Source organism: Lysobacter sp. GQ73 (assembly GCF_059758755.1).
This window is the reverse complement of sequence record NZ_JCAXEE010000002.1, coordinates 661,886-678,274: the sequence shown is the minus strand read 5'-3', so window position 1 is coordinate 678,274 and position 16,389 is coordinate 661,886. Positions and strand designations below refer to the sequence as shown.

Below are 16,389 nucleotides of genomic sequence, written 5' to 3'. Positions count from 1 at the left end.
AGCCCAATGGAATGAGCGCTTCACTAAGCCACCTGGACGGTCGGGTCGCCGTCCTCGTTGATTGCGACAATGTTTCCCCTGACATCCTCGAATACGCCCTGCTCATGGCCGCCCAATTCGGACGGGTCGTCCTGCGCCGTGGCTACGGGAACACAAGCACTCTCGGGGCCAGATGGCAGGAAGCTTTGGTCCGCCAGGCATTCACCCCCCACCTGCAATTTCAGTATGCGTCCGGAAAAAACACGGCAGATATCGCGCTGGCGCTCGACGCACTAGAGGCGATGTTCGACGAGCGCGCCCTGACGTTTTGCCTGGTCACGAGCGATTCTGATTTCGCGTACCTATGCCGTAAGCTGCGCGAACGTGGGGCAACCGTTTGTATCGTCGGCGAATCCAAAGCTCCCGAAGCCTTGCGCAACGCTAGTGATCAGTTCTTCGAGTGGATACGGGAGCCATTAGAAGAAGGTGCGTTAGGCGAGGTCGCAAACGGGGGCCGCGCGAAAGGCGAGTCAGCTACCAAGCTAGATGGCATGAGGGCTGAGGCGCCCAAGCCGATCGTAAGGCGTCGCCCGCGCTTCGTTGTGGACGCCGTTGAACTACTAGCGGGGGCAATGCCTGACGGTAAGGTGACGTTGAGCGCATTGGGCATATATCTCCGGCGAACTGATCCTGCGTTCTCGGCCCAGGCTTACGGTCATTCCGGACTCTTGAACATGCTCAAGACCTACGACCTGCTCCTTTTAAAGCAAGAGGAAGGTGGCCATTGGTCGGTCAGCCCGAAGCCTCAGGCCCAAATACCCTAGGTACGCTGTCAAATCACGGCGTGATCGGGGTCTGGTGTCGGTCGGATGCGTGCTCTGGACTCGCAAGGATGAGTAGGATGCAACGACGCGCCATGAAGCGGGCTTGGAAGTCCTGATTCCAATAGAGGCAGATAGAGAAGCAATGGATGCGCAGCTGAATCAGCTTCTTCGGGAGCGCGCGATGACTTCCGTATGCTTGGCTGGTACGGTCGATATGGCTTGGGAAGCCTACATGTCGAATCGCACCTTACTGCACGGTTGCAGGTTCGTATTAAGTGCGGAAGACGGAAATCGACCAGGCTTCGCGGTGAACCGCACTCTCCCTGGCGGATTCGTTGTTCGCAACGTGTTTGCTGAAGGCAAGCTCTATTTTCTTGACGAAGACACCTTGAAGGACGCGCTTGCCGGGACAACGACGGTAGGCTTCGATCATTCGATCGGGCTCGATACGCAGACCGTCAGCTATCTGGAGCCATACATCACGAATCGGGCCAAAGTGCCGGCGAACTTCGCTGACGTTTTTGCGTTTATTGCGAGCCCCGACGTAGACGTCAATCCCATGCCCTACATGCTGGAGAACTATCAGCGAATCTACTGCGGGACGGCGGAGCAGCAAGCACGGATCTATAGCAAGATCCTATTTTATGAAACTCTCCGAACGCTTGATAGGTCGCATTTTCAGAGCGTGAACGAGCCTCGATCTACGCTTGGCGCCGATGGGCTGCATCGTCGAGCGCAAGAGCTTATGTCTCAGTTGATCTACGAAGGCCAGACCGCGCCGCATAAGAATCAGCTAGCGCTCCAGTTGGAGTGCTTTTACGCCCTACTGCTGAAGATGGCAGCTATTCAGGTTTCCAACCCTCGACGTTCGACGGAAAGCAAGCTGTTGGATTTCCTTCGTTTCTGCGATTCAAGCCTTGCGACAATCTGGAAACGGGAGACGTTAGTCGCCTTGCACTACTTCGAACGAGGGCAGAAGTTTTCGTTCTTCGGTGGCGTCCAGAAGGGGCGCGAGGATACATTCGCATCGCTCCGGGGAATGGCTTGGGATCTGTTCCATGTACGTCGAATGGAGGGAGAGATGGCCCTACAGCCGGGCGGTAGCGCACGTTACTTCATTCCGGCATTCCTAACGTGCGACGCTGGTTTGATCGAAGTAATCGACCTGTGCCCGCTGATGGCGATTGTCGTAGGCGAGACCGGGAGAGGTCCCGTGCCGTTTTATAAGGAGGACGGGTGGGCCGGTACGGCTTTGGAAGCGCTGGAGCTACAGCATCGCATACACGGCCTCTTTCACAGTGACGATGCCACCTCCGCGCGGATGAGCAGGGTGCCCGAGGCGAGGTCGAAAATATTTGAGACCGTGCGATCGCTAGAGGTCGAACTGGCAAGCATCGCGAAGATACGTGTTCCGGCCGCTGTGTAGCGAGCGACGCCTAAAGTGCGCCGCTCAGAAGTTGCAGTCGCTCAATCTGTTCCGCCCACAGGAAAGGCGGTTTTGATTGCCTAGTCATTGACGGTATGCCGCTAGGTGAAGTGTCGTCCGATATGAATTCGACCGGCAGCAAGCCAGCCTCGTCAAGTTCAACAACCTCGCGATGTATCCGAAATGGCAATCGTCAGCCTTTCGCTAATTAGTAGGGTGCCTTTTGAACACTGTCGCCAACGTTAAAGAGCGTCACGAACTAGCAGTCCTCAACGCAGCGTTGAGAGAACATAATCGGCTGCACGGTTTAGCACTACAAATTGTCGCTCGTCCTGATCCGCCTGATGCCATCTTGTCGGATGGTTCCATCACGACATGGATGGAGCATACCGATGCCTTTTTTTCTGGTGAGTGGGCAAGAGACCTGACCACTCATGCGGCGGCTGTGGTCCATCGTCCCATGGAGCAACGCGGGTGCATTGAACCCGACGCTCAACTTGCGGGTGCCTTCTGCAAGGGGGTTCTGGACAAGGCTGGCAAGGCCACGTATTCGGACTGCATTGCTCAGTACGGCCCAGGAATATTAGTTGTGGGTCTTGAATCGCCATGGCTTGACGGGGACACAGTCCGTGAGATTAATGAAGCCTGGACTGGGCTGGGAAGCCCTGACATCTCGGCAACGTTTGCGCATGTCTACTTCGGCTACCGGAACTCCTCAGGTAACCAGGCTATGGCTTGGCCGGGCAGCTAACAATCCATTCAAGCTGAAGGCGTTCGCGGCTCGCAGATCACACGCTAGACCGCTCCCAATCATACTCATCACCGCGGAACTCAAGATATGAAACCTTCTAGGTTGGCGCTCTTCCTGGTGGTAATTGCGCTTCCAGCAGCGGCGCAAGACTCGGCAGACCTTCAGCGTCGCCTGACCGCGTTCCAGGGTGCTCAAGACGCATGCAAAGCTGCGGTGCTTTCCAATCCGGAGGCAGCCGCACCCTTCGTGAGTGCGACCAAGTCGTCGCTCAGTAGTATTTGCGAGTGCGCGTCGTTGTTGACCGTTGCAAGCAAATCAAAGGAACAGATTTCATTGCTCGCATCCGGCGACCGAGCTACATCTCTTCAAATCGTTGGCGAGGTGAAGAAACATTTCGTTCAATGCGTCAAGATTAGCTAGCACGTATCGGAACAACTTCGGCCGCTGCCGCTTCTTGGTTGGCCGTAACATAGGCGTCAGGGTCATATCATCATGGCGAGCCAGCCCCACTCACAGATGCTGCAGAGCAACGTGGCTATTGACTATTGGTGCTTTGGACATCGCCCTAATGGCTACTAATTTAATCAAGCCGAAGCCGCTTCGCGGCTCGGCGGCAGCGTCTCAGTAAAAATAAAAAGTCGAATGCCCAAAGCGTCAAGAACGTATAGTCCGCTATCGGCCAGGAGCGGTCATTTCCGGCCCGGTGCGCCACGCTTTCGAGCTCGTCCTATAGGCGGAATCGTTCAACCGGATGGATTGCGTATATTGGCGAGATTCAATCAACTACTCGGAATGCGGTGATGGCTGACCAAGAATGCGACGAAATGATGGCCCGTTATTTCGCGGACATGGAAAAACATTCTCGCGAGCAGCTAACCAAAGCAGCTGACTTGATCGCGAAATTCACGTCGTTAGCCGCATCCAGAGGCGTGATCCTGGGCGCGGAGTCATTCGAGTACATCCAAACAATAGGCATCGTTGCCAAGGCGCCAGGCATCGCAAGGGCGTTGTTGGGGCCAATAGGGATTGAGCGCGACGGGCTACTACCGTTCGACGAGATCGCGGGCCGATTTTCTCCCAGCCCTTTTTACGAAGGATGCTTCGCTGGGCCTGACTTTATCTTGATGGCCCACCCTTGTTACCGGCGCGGAATGCACGAAGTCAACAACTGGGCCCCAAGGTTTATAGAGCTATTTTGGCGGTTCAACGGCCCCGGCATCGAAAAATATATCGCTCTCGACGAAGACCGGGTACGGATCGACGTCAACGGACGTGGCTATGTCGAGGCCGACACCTGGTACGGCGCTCCCTTCGACGAGGACATACGAAACATCAAACCCGGAATTGCCAAGCTGCGCCCGCCTTTGGATCTCGAATCTCGGCATCTGTCTTCCTTCTTCGCTAACGCGTACTGTCTAGACATCAAGTGGAGCGAGTCAGATGGCATCAAATCGTTCCAGGCCCTGGAAATGAAGACGCAGGACATCCGGGTCAAAGTCGGGGAGCAGCACTATTTACCCGCCCGCTACCTGCACGGCGAGTTCGATCTGGCGGCCAATTGCTTCAGGCACTTCGACGGTGCGATCCAGTTTTTCACGGAGGAGGAATATTTCCAGAGGAGGGATTTCGACTTCAATATGACGATGAAAAACCCTGCGCACATCAAGGCCAGGTCAAGCAAGGTCTTCAAGATCAATGGCCCATTGAGGACGGAAGACTGGGTCGAGTTCTGCTGCCACTTCTATACAGCCAATCCGCTTACCTTCGAGTACTTCAGCGGTGAGTATCCAAAGCACGTCACTGAGATCCTCCAAAGGATCAGGGGTCACACATCGTGACTCACTGACAAGACTTAACATCGCTGCTGTGTGAGTTTGTGGGGGAGGTCCGCTTCGGGTCGGAGGCGGTCACGAAGAATAGGGGCAGAGTGCAATTTCAAAGACCCGGCCCTGAACCGCCATAGTCGTCGAATACCACGCCGAAGCCCGCTTCGCGGCGCGGTTCAGCTCAATTCAGGCGTTAGGCCATGCGAACAATCTTTTCCGCGCTCAGGTGGATTCCATTCACGGTCTCAACGGCTATTACGGCTGTTGAGATATGGCTTTCGTTCGGCACAAACTCTGCGTCACCGACGCCACTACTTAATGATCTTAAGACAGCTGCTCTTTTCGCTTTTCCAATTCTCGGAATTGCGCTGATCCTGGCCTTCTCACGTCCACCGCAAGCCTCGTATTTCATGGCCGCTGGTGTTACAGGAGTGCTCTTGGTGGTTTTGCTACTGTTGGCAACGGCTGACCAGCAAGTCTCCCGGGGCGTTATCCACTTGTGGCTCGGCGTCGTGGGTTGGGTCGGCATTGTTCTAAGTGGCCTTGCGCTTCTGAAAGATCGTGGGCGCATGGTCTAACAGTTCATTCAAGCCGAAGCCGCTTCGCGGCTCGGTTCAACTCAATCCCGGCGTGGGCCCTGCTACCCATGACAGCGCTTAAGATTCTTGGCCACATCATTGAAGAGACGACTGCCGCTCGCGCGCATTATCAAATCTGGTGGGCATTACGAAATTTGGCCTTGCCAGAGTTCCGCGAGACTATGAATGATTTCAAACATGTCCTGTTCTTCCATGCTTCAAACTCAGGCCACTACAAGCTCATCTTCGTCGCTCTAGGTAAGATTTACGATAGCGACACTCGCTCAGCCGGCATCGCCGCACTCAAGGCCGCACTGCACACTGAGGGACGAGCTGACGTCTCGGACAGGCTCCAACTTGACTTGTCCCCAATGAAATCTCATGTTCAACGCATTCTGGGGATTCGCAATCGCACCGTACTGCACAACGAACACGCTTCAGAGCGTACCGAAGTCTATGAGATCTATGGCATAAAGCCAGATGAGATACGGGAGGTGATCGATGCGATATCAGAGGCCATTAATGCGGTGGCTGACGCACTTGGGCATCCGCTTCGCGTTCCTGAGGACAGGTCCTATGAGACGGCCACTCTCGCCATGCTAGAGCGGCTGCAGCACGGCGGAACTTAACGATTAGTTCAAGCCGCGGTTCTTCTAATTCGGACGTTAGCTGCCTTGGATACTATTCTCACAGCTTGGAACAAGAACGAGCTGACTTCGCTTGTCAGCAACCTTGACCGTCCGGGAATTGTTGGTATAGACGGGCTCACGGCCTCAGGCAAGTCGTGGTCGGCCAAACACCTGAGCTTGAGCCTAGGCTGGCCCGTCGTCGGCTGTGACAGCTTTGTGCGCTATGGCAAGCTCTTCTATCCGGACGCCCTAGACCTTCCAGCACTAAAAAGCACACTGGACAGCTGTCGAAGGCCTCTGATAGTCGAAGGCGTCATGTTGAGGCTCGTGCTACAAGCTATTGGGATCTCCGCCGATCACAATATCTATGTTCGGCGCCGCAATCTCGACGGTTCGCTGCATTCTCCTGAGTTTTTTTGTTCGTTTTCTGCACCTGACTTAATAGCCGGCGAAAACGAGCTTTGTCGCATAATTGGCGTCAAAGACAATGAACCAATGCTTGCTCGTGAATTGATTAGGTACCACGAGGCTTTCTGCCCATTTGAGTCCGCCAGGATCGTGTTCGAGAACTCGTATCTCGGCAGCTAGCGATCTTTCAAACCGAAGCCGCCCAGCAGCTCGGTTCTATTCCGGCGTCAGCTTCGAAAGGACACTCCGCAATGGCTAAGAATATAGAGGTCTGGCAGAGCAATGCGGCGAGATGGATTTCCGCATTGGAGACAGCACTAAAAGAGTGCCGGGAGAACGACGTCGTTGTGCCCTATCGACAAGTCGCTTTGGCATTCCCTTCGCTTGAGCCAAACCCACGATCGTTTGACGCCCCGCTGATAGACCTCGATCAGCTTAAGCAGTGGGCATCGGCACAAGGCTGGCAAATACGGGCCGCGCCGGAAATGGCGCCAGAAGGGAGCGGTGCTAGTCAGCCGCCTGTTCGCTTCACCAAGCGAGCCTGACAATTAATTCAAGCCAAAGCCGCTTCGCGGCTCGGCCCAATAACTATTTGTGCTTGATACATCACAAGACCTGCGGGCTAGACCGAAGCTCAAGCTGGATGTTTGTTCTCGTGGCCGTAGCACCCCGCGTCCTCGCGCTTCTCTGTTCGCCAGTACTCGATCTCTTCATCCATCGCGGCGGCGTCGTGGACTTCGATGTCGTAGGTGTCCATGTCGACCCAGTCATCGAACGTCCGTTCCTGCATGATTCGCGTGACCTCATCGATGTGCAGCGAACGGTCGATGATGCTCCTGTAGCCGAGGCCGAACCAATCGCCCATGTCGGTTTGATCCGGTAAGTTCTCGACGATCCACTCCCCGGTATAACGTTCCGGTGAGTACTCCAGGTGGTCGACCTCGTCCTGCAACGTCCAATTGCCCTCGGCCATCCGGCGATCCCGGTGGGACTCGTAGTCGCGGAAGAATTCTTCGTGACTAATGTCCGCGTTAGCGTCGCCTTTCCAGTCGTACCAGCGCACGTCGATGCCGGTCTGGTCCCAGCGCGTAAACGCAGCCACCAGTGCCGCCTTCGTCGGCGCGAACACCCATTCGTACTCATTGAGAAAGCGCTGGCCGGAAGTGCAGCCGACGCCGTTCGCCGCAAACGGTCGAATGTCACGTTGCGTCGCCCAGAACTGCTCAAGCGCCGTCAGTGTGGGGAGTCGAACGAAGACTGCATTTCCAGCGAGGGGTAGATTCTCAGGCAGCGGAATTTGAACGGGGAGTAACGATTTCTTCGACGTACGCACTCATGTTCCCCTGGTTAATGTCGGTCGATAGTACCGATATTGCCGCGAGGGCAGAACCACCCTTCGCTATCTTAGATTTATGTAGGAAAACGCTTTGATCCCGCGGCGCGTGTCGGCTCGCTGGGCTTGCGATACCGAGCTGACGGCTCACTCCTCTGTGGAGCTGGCCCAATTGAGACCGCCGATTCTCGGGCCAAGTTCCAAACGCCACGACGAATGCCGAGAACGGTGGTGATCTGCCCACGTCCCACCGAACGGACCCTCGACATAGAGGAGCTTCCGGCGCACCAGGCGCCCTGGCTCGCCCCACTCATCGGGCTCTCGCTCTTCCTCGATCACCGCGACGGACGTCTCCGGATCGTACTGCGGAGGCTCGCTACGGGTACGCAGCCAGCAGGGATAGCGGGACACACAAATCGACATGAGGCGAAGTTCAGTGGCTGGACGGGCGACGTGCTCGCTGGTTCCGTATGTTACGAGAGCCAAACGAAGTCGGCTGAGCGCGATTGGGCGCGTGCGCCGTCAACCCGGGGTGACGGGGCGCAACGGCCCGTAGCCGGCTAGCTCGGCGCGTACCGCGCCTCCCTGGCTGGAAAGCCAGCGTGCGACCCACCCCAAGGCGGCGGCGTCGGTGCGGAAGGGGCGGCTGACGTGATCCTTGAGGCCAAGGTGTCGGCGAATGGTCGCGACCGCCGCCAGTTCTCCGTGCGCGGGGGCCACCGTCGCGAGCCACGCGTCAGGGTCGTCATCCGGTACCACGACAAGGTGGGACGGGAAGATCGAACCGGAAAAGGGCGCCTCCCAATGAAAGCCGGGAGGCAGATCTTGTAAAGGCCGGAGAGCGTCCATGGCTGGACATTAGTTAGGCGCTGTCTCGCGGGCCGAGACGCTCCGGCCAGGCGCGGCGGTCACTCGGGTACGGCCTTCTTTGCCCTCTTTTTGGTGGCCTTCTCCTTCGGCCCCGCTGGCCTCTGCGCTTTGGGCCCGTGCTGTTCCAATACCGCCAGGACTTGCCGTTTGGACATGCCACGCAGTATCGCGATCTTCTCGATGACCTCTGCGCGGGGGCGGGCGGCGGCTCGTTCCCAGTTATAGACCGACTGGTGGCTCGCACCGAGCAAGGGAGCGAAGGCTTCTCGCGAAAGACCGAACCTCTCACGCAACTTGCGCAGGCCGCTGGGCGAGAAGCGTGTCCGCGTGGTCGGCGCGGTGGGGTCGGCGTCCACGTTCCCGCTCTTGCGCGGCCCTTTGGACAGCACCTTGATACCCCGCTGAAGCTGATCGATATCGGTCTTGAGCGAAGTGATGGTCTTGCGTTGTGCGAGCACCTGTTTGCGAAGGGGTTCCATCTGTTGCTTGAATTCTTTTCTCGTTAATCGGACGATTTCGTCTTTCAGCACAGAAGCAATATTCGGCATGGGGCGTCCTCTATCTCTCAGGGTGGATGGAACGGATTCACTGTGTCGGAACAGAGTTAACGCGCTTGCAGGCCGACACGCTGGAGTTGGTCATGCCAGAGCAACGGCGGGCTCACCACCAGCCGTGTCAACCGTATATCGGGGAGCGTATCGTCCAGGATCGCTTCGACGATCTGCGGAGCCAGCAGGGTCATGTTGATCATGCGGGCGACATAGCTGTGGTCAGTGCGTTCTCTGGCCGCGATCTCCTTCATGGACGCCACCTCGCCGGTGTCTAGCATGTCGCGCCAACGAAAGCCGCGCGCTAAGGCTTGCTGCATGGCGGTCAGATCCGGCGCGGCGCCGGCATGTCCGACGCTGGCTGCCTGCATCGTCCTGCGTCCCGATCGCCGCCTCAGACGAATCGGAATCGACACGGTGGCCGCGCCGTCGTTGGTATAGAAGGTGCTGGCCTCCCCGTTGGGGTGGATGACGTCCTCGGTCATGCGGCGTGCCTTTGCAGATCATCCGCCAGTAGCTGGATGCCCAACGGGTGGAACCGGATTTCCAGGCGTTCGGGGGCGACAATGATCTTCTCGATCAGTTGCCGGGCAATGAGTTGCTGCTCGGCCGGGAATAGCGAGTCCCATATCCGGTCCATTTGCCGCATCGCCACGGTGATCTGTGCTTCGTCCAATGCCGTGTCCTGGAACCGCGCCGCCGATAAGGTAGCTTGAATCATCTCAGGAGACTGAATAATCCGCCGGAACTGCTTCACCACGATCGACTCCAGCTCATTGGCAGGCAGGCGCGGCAGGGGCGATCGGGCCAGCTTGCCCCGGTCCATCAGCTCCTTGCTTAGGTAATAGCGATAGAGTTGTCCATCGCGCTTGGTCGTATGCCACGGGGACAAGGCTGCACCCTGCGAATCGAACAGCAGGCCTTTCAGCAGAAAGGCCACGTTGGCCCGCGAGTGGTTGGTGCGCGCATGGGCGTTGATCGCGAGTATCTCGCGCGTTCGCTCCCACAGCGCCGCATCGATGATGGGTGGGTGGGTGTTCTCGAACTCTGTGTCCTTGTGCTTCAAGTGACCGAGGTAGGTTCGATTGTGGAGGATCTTGTGGATTGCGCCTTTGTCCAGCACCTTGCCTTGCGCGTGCCGCCCGGCTGCACTGGTCCACGACTTGTTGCGGTACTCGGCGTGCAGCGCGAGCTCGGCGACCTTCTGTATCGAGCGATCCTGCGCAAAGCTTCGGAACACCCAGCGAACCACTTCGGCTTCTGACTCATTGATCGCCAACCGGCGATTCCTGACGTCGTATCCGAGCGGTGGAACTCCGTGCATCCACAGTCCCTTCTTTTTGCTGGCCAAGAACTTGTCGCGGATGCGCTCGGCGGTCAGTTCCCGCTCGAACTGGGCGAAGGTCAGCATGATATTAAGCACCATGCGGCCCATGGCATCGGTGGTGTTGAAGTGCTGGGTCACCGCGACAAACGTCACGTTGTGTTCTTCGAGGATCTTGAACAGCTCAGCGAAGTCGAACAGCGACCGGGTGAGGCGGTCGATCTTGTAGGTGACGACGATGTCGATCCTACCGGCGCGAATATCGTCCAGCAGGCGCTTGAGGGCCGGGCGGTCCAAGTTGCCACCGGAGTATCCGCCGTCGTCATAATAGTCGCCGACCGGAATCCAGCCCTCCGAACGCCGGCTGGCGATGTAGGCTTCGCCGGAGTCGCGTTGGGCGTCGATGGAGGTGTAGGCCTGCCCAAGCCCTTCCTCGGTGGAGACGCGGGTGTATACGGCACACCGCTGCCGCTTGGGCGGGAGGGTGTTCATGCCGCGAGCAGCACCAGCCGTGCCGGCGTCGTTTTGCACTCGATCACCAAGGTATCGTGCTGATAGAAGAATCGCAGCAACTGCCCCATGTCGGCATCGGTCGTCGCCAGTCGTCCCCAGTCGCACACGGCGATGACGTCGATCTTTCGCGCTGCCACATCGAGCAACAGTCGCTGGAAGTCCGGCCGGATCTGCGTGTTCGCGCAGTAGCCGTTGTCGATGTAGGTGCTGAGCACCGGCGGCACGTCGGCGCAGCGCCGCAGGGTATCGGTGATCACGGTCTTCTGGTAGCCAATGAAATCGGTGTCGGCCCACAGCGTCTGGCAGTACATCGCGATGCGCAGCGGCTCACGCGGATCGGTCGGCGGGATGATGAACGGGTCCATTAGGGTTTGTCCTTGGTTGAGGGATTGCGAAGTCCGAAGAAGGCCGGGCCGGACCAGCGGGTGCCGGTGATCTCGCGGGCGATGACAGACAGGCTCCGGTACTGCCTTCCGCAGTACTCAAAGCAGCGTTCGTCCAGCACGCGAACGGAGTGCAATGCGCCGTGGTAATTTCGCGTGAGCACGGCGCCCACGCGCATCGTTCCTTCTTTCTTGGGTTGGACGGCGCCGGTTTCGAGCAAATGTCGAATCCGCCGCTCGTTGGATCGAAGCAGGTCCGCGTGGCTCTCTTGGGCAGCCAGCTCTTGCAGTCGATGGGTTATCCGGCGCTCGACGTACTTGCGATTGTTGATGCCGGGTTCCCGCCCAAACAGCTCTTCCCACATCGCCTTCAGTTCGCTCCAGCCCAGACTTTGCAGCGCGGCAATTCTCGGACTGACCTTGCTGGGTGGGGCAGTGGATCGTTTCACGTCTCTCTCCCTTGCGGTTTGAAGGTGCGGACATACACCCTCGGTTCGGAGACGTTTGCAAGTCCACGGGTTTCTCCAGCCGATGCATCGATATCGGCGCGCAATCGAACGACCGCGAGCGCCAACAAGTTCGCTACTGCATCGAGTCGAGCGTGGGCTTCAGCCTGCTTAGGGTCTTCATTCATGGTCATCAGGGGATGGGGCATTGGACGTGCTCGGCGGACCGGCACGCGAGGGCGGCAAGGCTTCCTTCCTAATCCAGACATCGCCCTTCGCCGTATCGATGAAGCGACGAAGTTCCGAGGGAAGGGCCTGCCACAGCGAGGTGTATTGACCGCCGTAGCGTGCTTGGCGCAGGAGCGGTTTCCATTTGACAGATTGATGCCCCGCTTCGTGCGCCGCCGCGAGCAGACCGACGACCTCCTTCTGACTGCGCCGGAGCACGATGGCTTCATCGCCAATCGCCAGCCGGCCGCTCGCGGGGTCGTGATCGAACCAGACCGGGTAGGGCGCGGTAATGGCATCCCCCAGGCGCCGGAAATCCAGCCAGAGCCCTTCGGTTTCCATGCGCACGACTTCGTCGAGGGCCAGGATCGTGCGATGGGTGTCGGCGAGTTGGGTGTTGATCAACGGCGAGGAGGTCAGCACGATTTGCCGGCCAACCGAGTCGAGCTGCAGGCACGAGAGGATCGGCGCAAAGTCGATGTACCAGCCGGCGCGCAGCAGATAGACCGGCACATCGCCCGCGGCGGTGTTGAGACTCGCCAGGCGCCACAGCCGGTTCTCGATCAGCATGTCCGGCACGGCCTTCGGTCCCGCGAGCCGGCGAGTCAGCAACGCCGGCAACCAGTCGAGCTGGACCTGCGTCGACATGTACTCGGACGTCATCTCAACGTCTGCCGCACACACCACGCATTTCACGTCGCGCTCTTGATACGAGTGCAACTGGAGGGCGAACTGATGGCCGCACCGTGCGCAATGGATTCGCCGGGTGCGCCGGGTCTTCGCCAACGCTCCCAGCGTGGCGAAATCGCTCATGGCGTCGCCGTCGTAGGGCAACAGGGCATCTGCCGGTTCGGATTCGAACCAGTTCAAGTATCGGTACAGCACGATGTGTCCTTCGAAATCGTAGGCAATAGCTGCCCGTCAGGCCCAAGCGGGCTAGGTACAGGTGCAGCCGATGAAGCGACTCAGCGGATCAGGGAATCAGCGAATCGTTAGATCCGGAATCAGATCGGGTATCTGTCCGCCGCCATGGGCGGCAAGGTCGAGTTTGCTCCGTAGTACAGGAGCAACGAGAGAGTGAGAGGGTTGAGCTGAGTCCGTGAACGTCGCCGCCGTGGCAGTTTGAAACAATCCGTTGTGCATAAGTTTGGCCTTTGGAGGAGCCACTTTTAGTTGGTTCTGTCTTGCTGAATAGCAGCCTATCCTGTCGCCGAAGCTGTGCGCAATATCACTTGCGCATCCGCTGACACGTGATCCGCGTTCCGGTCGATTGTGTTCATGCTTCGTTTGGATTGAGGGCGGTCACGAGCGAATTCAGTGAGCAATCGGCGTCGGTTCCTCACTCGAATGCGCAAACCTCTATCAGTCGGTGATCGAGATTTGGTCAGTGAGGAATTGATCCTCGATTCCTCATGCATTCCTCACTGATTCCTAGCTCGTTCCCCCCTTACATTCCTCACTGCGCTTGACCGACGCTTCTTGCACGGCAGAACACGCCGCATACAAGGAGCAGAACATGAGCAGTGGTTTCTACTCGCCCGAGGAGTTGTCGGCGCATTGGCGCGTACCGGCGAAGACCTTGGAGCGCTGGCGCACCGAAGGTATCGGGCCGCGCTTTTGCAAGATCGCCGGTCACGTGCGCTACCGGCACGACGACGTCGAGCAGTTCGAGACCGCCTCGATGCGGTCGTCCACGACGACTCCGGCGCAGGTGTCTGCATGACGCTGCTGGAACAATGCATCGGGCGCCCCGCATCGGAGCTGGCCGAGTTCGCGCCCGAGCTGTTGCTCGACCTGAAGCAGCAGGTGGTCGACGCGCTCGCGACCGCGAAGGCGAACGCCGACTGGATCGATCGCGCGCTCGAGTTGCGCTATAGCCGCATCGCGGCTCAGGCACGCCTGGCCGCCGGCAAGGACGCCGGCACGGTGAGCTTTGCCGATGGCGACGTTCGTGTCAGCGTCGAGCTGCCCAAGAAGATCGAGTGGGATCAGGCCCGGCTCGCGCAGATCGTCCAGCGCATCCGCGCCGCGGGCGAAGACCCCGGCGAGTTCGTCGAGATCAGCTACCGCATCAGCGAGAGCAAATACAGCGGCTGGCCGGTGTCGATGCGCGCGAACTTCGACGCGGCACGCACGCTCAAGACCGGCAAGCCTACGTTCCGCCTCTCTACGGCGGGCGGTGAACTGTGACCAAATTCGCAATTTTGAGTGGGGGTTGCCGCTGATGGTCCTGCCTATCGTGACCGCCGAGCAGCGCTTGGCCGAAGTCCGTGGCGTCAAGGGTGTGCTGATCGGACGCTGGGGTCTGGGCAAGACCTTTCAATTATGGAGCCTGGACCCGGCGACGACCTTGTTCGTGGACATCGAGGCCGGCGACCTGGCGGTCAAGGACTGGCCGGGCGACAGCTTGCGCCCGCGCACCTGGGAGGACTGCCGCGACTTGGCCGTTTTTCTGGGTGGCCCGAATCCAGCCTTGCGCGATGGCCAGCCGTTCAGCCTTTGGCACTACGAGCAGGCGTGTGCGCGCTACGGCGATCCCACCGTGCTTGATCGCTACCGCACGCTCTTCATCGACTCGATCACCGTCGCCGGTCGGTTGTGCCTGCAGTGGTGCAAGGGGCAGCCGCAAGCGTTCTCGGAAAAGACCGGCAAGCCGGACACGCGCGGTGCCTATGGGCTGATGGGGCAGGAGATGGTCGGCTGGCTGACCCACATCCAGCACACCCGCGGAAAGCACATTTGGTTCGTCGGCATCCTCGACGAGCGCATCGACGACTTCAATAAGAAGGTCTACGAGCTGCAGATCGACGGCTCAAAGACCGGACTGGAGTTGCCCGGCATCGTGGACGAGGTGATCACGCTCGCGCAGATCACGTCCGGGGACGGCCCGCCGTACCGCGCCTTCGTCTGCCACACCGCCAATCCGTGGGGGTTCCCGGCCAAGGACCGGTCCGGTCGACTCGATCAGATCGAGCCCCCGAACCTGGGCCAACTCATGCGCAAGCTCGGCGCGCCCGAAGCGGCAGCGCCGAACGACCCCTCTCTTCACTGATTCGCAGGTGCCCCATGACGGCTTGGAACAATTTCAACGACGTGGAAAGCCCGTCGTTCGCACTCATCCCCAAAGGCACGCTGGTCAAAGTCCGCATGACCATCAAGCCCGGCGGCTACAACGATGTCAATCAAGGCTGGCTGCATGGCTGGGCCACGCGTGGCGACAGCGGCGCGGTCTATCTTAACGGCGAGTTCGTCGTGCTCGAAGGCAAGTACGCGCGGCGAAAGCTGTGGTCGTTGATCGGCCTGCACAGCGACAAGGGCCCGACCTGGGGCCAGATGGGCCGCAGCTTCCTCAAGGGCGCGCTGAACTCGGCGTTCGGCCTGCATCCCGACGACGTGAGCGCCGCCGCGCAAGCCGGTCGCTGCATCGAAAGCTTCGCCGATCTCGATGGCCTGGTCTTCGCCGGCAAAGTCGACTGGGAGCGAGACCAGCATAACGAAGACAAGGCGGTGATCAAGATCCCGATCATGCCGGACCACCCCGGCTACAAGGAGGTCATGGGCACGGTGCCCGTGCCGGGCAGCGGTCAGGCCGGGTCGTCGGCGTCCGTGCCGGCGCACGTCGCACACGCGGCTCAAGCCGCGGCGTCGCCGGTAACCGGTCGCCCCGCATGGGCGCAGTGAGGCGTGACGGGCCATGAGGCGTACCCGGCTGCAAGATCGATACCCCAACCGCGAAGGCATCTATACGGATCTGCGGAAACTCGGACGTAGCGAACTGGAAGTGCAGATCCAACACCTGCTGCGATCGGCTCAGCAACTTCACGAGCACGCGAAGGCGTTGATGGACTACCGCGACCAAATGGTTGAGCGGTCCAGACAGGGTCGATGACGTGCTGTTGGGCGTGCGGAAAACCTGCACGCGGCTTCGGCCACCTGGACCTGCGCCGGCGGATCGGTGATCCGCGGCGCGCGCCCTACCGATGGGCGTTCTGTTCGACAACCTGCCAGAACGCCTTCCACCAACTCTACGACACCCGACGCCGGAGCGATCCGGCGTCGATAGAGGAGCTTTTGCCTGTGACTCACCCACTTACCCATGACGCTCAACGCGCCTGCTTGCAAGCCATGGCCTCCGTTGCCGATCGCATCGGCTTCGACGTGCCGCTCGGGCACTACAACCAAACGCAGGCCACGGAGGTCATCGAGGCCATCACGCAGGCCTACGAGGCAACAGTCCGAGCACAGTCGAACCCTGACGCCTACAAGGTCAAGCCGCCGCTCGACGGCTTCGAGAACGACACGATTCCCTTTTGACCATCGACC

General features: G+C 59.2%; 19 protein-coding genes. 12 read left to right on the top strand and 7 right to left on the bottom strand.

The features are described from left to right. The first annotated feature begins 11 nt into the window (after positions 1-11). From AC6CH2_RS07765 to AC6CH2_RS07735, 7 genes are all read left to right on the top strand, one after another. A complete protein-coding gene (locus tag AC6CH2_RS07765) occupies positions 12-803 on the top strand; it encodes an NYN domain-containing protein (RefSeq protein ID WP_498268731.1) in 792 nt (263 codons plus the stop codon). A 103-nt stretch (positions 804-906) separates the two neighbouring features. Beyond that, entirely contained in the window at positions 907-2,229 is a 1,323-nt protein-coding gene (locus AC6CH2_RS07760; protein WP_498268730.1) for a hypothetical protein, read from the top strand. Between the two features lie 223 nt (positions 2,230-2,452). Then, positions 2,453-2,980 (top strand): hypothetical protein, encoded by a 528-nt coding sequence (locus AC6CH2_RS07755; RefSeq protein ID WP_498268729.1) that lies wholly within the window; start codon positions 2,453-2,455, stop codon positions 2,978-2,980. 800 nt (positions 2,981-3,780) lie between these two features. After that, positions 3,781-4,818 (top strand): hypothetical protein, encoded by a 1,038-nt coding sequence (locus tag AC6CH2_RS07750; RefSeq protein ID WP_498268728.1) that lies wholly within the window; start codon positions 3,781-3,783, stop codon positions 4,816-4,818. A gap of 634 nt (positions 4,819-5,452) precedes the next feature. Next, positions 5,453-6,013, top strand: a complete 561-nt coding sequence (locus AC6CH2_RS07745; protein WP_498268727.1) for an AbiU2 domain-containing protein — start codon at positions 5,453-5,455, stop codon at positions 6,011-6,013. Between the two features lie 45 nt (positions 6,014-6,058). Next, positions 6,059-6,601 carry a hypothetical protein gene (locus AC6CH2_RS07740; protein WP_498268726.1) on the top strand — a complete coding sequence of 181 codons (543 nt, stop codon included), beginning with the start codon at positions 6,059-6,061 and terminating at the stop codon, positions 6,599-6,601. A gap of 71 nt (positions 6,602-6,672) precedes the next feature. Beyond that, positions 6,673-6,966: a hypothetical protein gene (locus AC6CH2_RS07735; protein WP_498268725.1), complete on the top strand. Its 294-nt coding sequence runs from the start codon at positions 6,673-6,675 to the stop codon at positions 6,964-6,966. Positions 6,967-7,055: 89 nt separating this feature from the next. Here the strand turns inward: AC6CH2_RS07735 and AC6CH2_RS07730 are convergent, their stop codons facing one another. From AC6CH2_RS07730 to AC6CH2_RS07700, 7 genes are all read right to left on the bottom strand, one after another. Further along, on the bottom strand, positions 7,056-7,754 hold the full coding sequence (locus tag AC6CH2_RS07730) for a hypothetical protein (protein WP_498268724.1): 699 nt from the start codon (positions 7,752-7,754) through the stop codon (positions 7,056-7,058). A 908-nt stretch (positions 7,755-8,662) separates the two neighbouring features. Next, positions 8,663-9,172 carry a helix-turn-helix domain-containing protein gene (locus AC6CH2_RS07725; protein ID WP_498268723.1) on the bottom strand — a complete coding sequence of 170 codons (510 nt, stop codon included), beginning with the start codon at positions 9,170-9,172 and terminating at the stop codon, positions 8,663-8,665. A gap of 56 nt (positions 9,173-9,228) precedes the next feature. Further along, on the bottom strand, positions 9,229-9,657 hold the full coding sequence (locus AC6CH2_RS07720) for a hypothetical protein (protein WP_498268722.1): 429 nt from the start codon (positions 9,655-9,657) through the stop codon (positions 9,229-9,231). Continuing rightward, the gene (locus AC6CH2_RS07715; protein ID WP_498268721.1) at positions 9,654-10,988 is read right to left on the bottom strand and encodes a recombinase family protein; all 1,335 of its coding nucleotides are present in this window, start codon (positions 10,986-10,988) and stop codon (positions 9,654-9,656) included. Before AC6CH2_RS07715 ends, AC6CH2_RS07720 begins: the two co-directional genes overlap by 4 nt. Continuing rightward, on the bottom strand, positions 10,985-11,374 hold the full coding sequence (locus AC6CH2_RS07710; protein ID WP_057916336.1) for a recombinase family protein: 390 nt from the start codon (positions 11,372-11,374) through the stop codon (positions 10,985-10,987). Before AC6CH2_RS07710 ends, AC6CH2_RS07715 begins: the two co-directional genes overlap by 4 nt. Beyond that, positions 11,374-11,841, bottom strand: coding sequence for a DUF2924 domain-containing protein (locus AC6CH2_RS07705; protein ID WP_498268720.1), 468 nt, complete (start codon positions 11,839-11,841; stop codon positions 11,374-11,376). Before AC6CH2_RS07705 ends, AC6CH2_RS07710 begins: the two co-directional genes overlap by 1 nt. Before the next feature lie 177 nt (positions 11,842-12,018). After that, positions 12,019-12,936: a hypothetical protein gene (locus AC6CH2_RS07700; protein WP_498268719.1), complete on the bottom strand. Its 918-nt coding sequence runs from the start codon at positions 12,934-12,936 to the stop codon at positions 12,019-12,021. A 646-nt stretch (positions 12,937-13,582) separates the two neighbouring features. Here AC6CH2_RS07700 and AC6CH2_RS07695 point away from each other — a divergent pair. From AC6CH2_RS07695 to AC6CH2_RS07675, 5 genes are all read left to right on the top strand, one after another. Next, positions 13,583-13,789 carry a helix-turn-helix domain-containing protein gene (locus AC6CH2_RS07695; protein WP_057916339.1) on the top strand — a complete coding sequence of 69 codons (207 nt, stop codon included), beginning with the start codon at positions 13,583-13,585 and terminating at the stop codon, positions 13,787-13,789. After that, a complete protein-coding gene (locus AC6CH2_RS07690) occupies positions 13,786-14,256 on the top strand; it encodes a hypothetical protein (RefSeq protein WP_498268718.1) in 471 nt (156 codons plus the stop codon). The genes AC6CH2_RS07695 and AC6CH2_RS07690 overlap by 4 nt, the downstream gene beginning before the upstream one ends. 34 nt (positions 14,257-14,290) lie before the next feature. Continuing rightward, the gene (locus AC6CH2_RS07685; protein WP_498268717.1) at positions 14,291-15,118 is read left to right on the top strand and encodes an ATP-binding protein; all 828 of its coding nucleotides are present in this window, start codon (positions 14,291-14,293) and stop codon (positions 15,116-15,118) included. Positions 15,119-15,132: 14 nt separating this feature from the next. Continuing rightward, positions 15,133-15,747 (top strand): hypothetical protein, encoded by a 615-nt coding sequence (locus tag AC6CH2_RS07680; RefSeq protein ID WP_498268716.1) that lies wholly within the window; start codon positions 15,133-15,135, stop codon positions 15,745-15,747. Positions 15,748-15,951: 204 nt separating this feature from the next. Then, positions 15,952-16,380, top strand: coding sequence for a DUF6511 domain-containing protein (locus tag AC6CH2_RS07675; RefSeq protein ID WP_498268715.1), 429 nt, complete (start codon positions 15,952-15,954; stop codon positions 16,378-16,380). The last annotated feature ends 9 nt before the right edge of the window (positions 16,381-16,389 follow it).

Excerpts from the sequence above, each read along its gene's own strand:
- AC6CH2_RS07735 (WP_498268725.1), top strand. The coding sequence starts at position 6,673 with ATGGCTAAGAATATAGAGGTCTGGCAGAGCAATGCGGCGAGATGGATT.
- AC6CH2_RS07725 (WP_498268723.1), bottom strand. The coding sequence starts at position 9,172 with ATGCCGAATATTGCTTCTGTGCTGAAAGACGAAATCGTCCGATTAACG.
- AC6CH2_RS07690 (WP_498268718.1), top strand. The coding sequence starts at position 13,786 with ATGACGCTGCTGGAACAATGCATCGGGCGCCCCGCATCGGAGCTGGCC.
- AC6CH2_RS07715 (WP_498268721.1), bottom strand. The coding sequence starts at position 10,988 with ATGAACACCCTCCCGCCCAAGCGGCAGCGGTGTGCCGTATACACCCGC.
- AC6CH2_RS07765 (WP_498268731.1), top strand. The coding sequence starts at position 12 with ATGAGCGCTTCACTAAGCCACCTGGACGGTCGGGTCGCCGTCCTCGTT.
- AC6CH2_RS07695 (WP_057916339.1), top strand. The coding sequence starts at position 13,583 with ATGAGCAGTGGTTTCTACTCGCCCGAGGAGTTGTCGGCGCATTGGCGC.
- AC6CH2_RS07680 (WP_498268716.1), top strand. The coding sequence starts at position 15,133 with ATGACGGCTTGGAACAATTTCAACGACGTGGAAAGCCCGTCGTTCGCA.
- AC6CH2_RS07675 (WP_498268715.1), top strand. The coding sequence starts at position 15,952 with ATGACGTGCTGTTGGGCGTGCGGAAAACCTGCACGCGGCTTCGGCCAC.
- AC6CH2_RS07685 (WP_498268717.1), top strand. The coding sequence starts at position 14,291 with ATGGTCCTGCCTATCGTGACCGCCGAGCAGCGCTTGGCCGAAGTCCGT.
- AC6CH2_RS07710 (WP_057916336.1), bottom strand. The coding sequence starts at position 11,374 with ATGGACCCGTTCATCATCCCGCCGACCGATCCGCGTGAGCCGCTGCGC.
- AC6CH2_RS07720 (WP_498268722.1), bottom strand. The coding sequence starts at position 9,657 with ATGACCGAGGACGTCATCCACCCCAACGGGGAGGCCAGCACCTTCTAT.
- AC6CH2_RS07745 (WP_498268727.1), top strand. The coding sequence starts at position 5,453 with ATGACAGCGCTTAAGATTCTTGGCCACATCATTGAAGAGACGACTGCC.
- AC6CH2_RS07750 (WP_498268728.1), top strand. The coding sequence starts at position 3,781 with ATGGCTGACCAAGAATGCGACGAAATGATGGCCCGTTATTTCGCGGAC.